Origin of the sequence: Aeromicrobium sp. Leaf272, assembly GCF_001422865.1 — a bacterium.
Taxonomy (GTDB): domain Bacteria; phylum Actinomycetota; class Actinomycetes; order Propionibacteriales; family Nocardioidaceae; genus Aeromicrobium.
In genome coordinates, this window is record NZ_LMMY01000009.1 from 407618 (window position 1) to 408489 (window position 872).

The 872-nt window shown below is 71.6% G+C and carries 2 protein-coding genes and 1 pseudogene; 1 reads left to right on the top strand and 2 read right to left on the bottom strand.

What is annotated here, in order from left to right; translation table 11 throughout:
• Positions 1–225: DsbA family protein (locus ASF38_RS19610; protein WP_369815165.1), on the bottom strand; the 225-nt coding region annotated here is incomplete at both ends.
• Between the two features lies 1 nt (position 226).
• Positions 227–560: pseudogene (locus tag ASF38_RS19615) on the bottom strand (DsbA family protein); the annotation flags it as partial.
• 131 nt (positions 561–691) lie between these two features.
• On the opposite strand from ASF38_RS19615, the gene ASF38_RS17820 reads away from it, so the two are divergent.
• Positions 692–872: hypothetical protein (locus ASF38_RS17820; RefSeq protein ID WP_200914388.1), on the top strand; the 181-nt coding region annotated here is incomplete at its 3' end.

An 872-nucleotide genomic window follows, 5' to 3' on the forward strand; every position in this document is an offset into this window, starting at 1 on the left:
TGGTGGAGCGCCTGCACGTAGTCGTCCTGCGACTGGGTGCCGGCGAGGGTCCAACGGTTCTCGACGACGACGTAGGGGAGCTGCGTCACGCCGAGGGACCGCGCCGTCTCGTCCTGGGTGCGGACCGCATCGGCGTACTCGTCGCTCGCCAGGAGGGCGTCGGCCGTCTCGAGGTCGAGCCCGACGAGGGCCGCCCGGCTCGACAGCACGAGCGGGTCCGCGAGGNCGGCCTCGTCGGCCCAGGTGAGGAGCCGCCACGCGTCGAGGCTGTTGGCCTCGACCGCCTCGGCGAGGTTGAGCTCGATGCCGCTGATGCGGGCCGCCGCGGTCACCTGCGCGTCGACGAGGTCGACCTTGTCGTCGCCCCCGAGCCGCTCGGCCAGGACCGCGCGCAGCGGTCTGCCCGAGCTGGGCGCGTCGGGCTCCAGGAGCCGGGCGCGGAAGGACACGTCGAGCGGCTCCCCCGTGAGGATCGTGAACATCCCGGCCGCGCGCTCGAAGCGCGTCACCCCGACGTACGACCACGGGTCCGTCACGTCGCAGAACACCAGAGCCTTCACGGCACCAACGCTACGTGAGGGCGTCGAGCGATGCCCATCAGGACCTTCGGCCCGTTCCCACTGATTCCGCGGACGCGAGACGCTCGCCTGAAATACGGTGAGCCGTTCAACTTTCTCTGCAAGGATCCCCGGTGAACTCCTCCGTTCCAGCGCGTCTCGTCCGCCATCTCGTCGTCCTCGTCGCCGCGCTCTCGCTCGCCCTCACGGCCGCACCCGCTGTCGCCGACCCGGACCCCGACCCCGTCCCCGTCGGACCGGTCGCGACCATCCACCACGACGGCGACCTGAGGATCGGCGCGGTGCTGAGTGCCC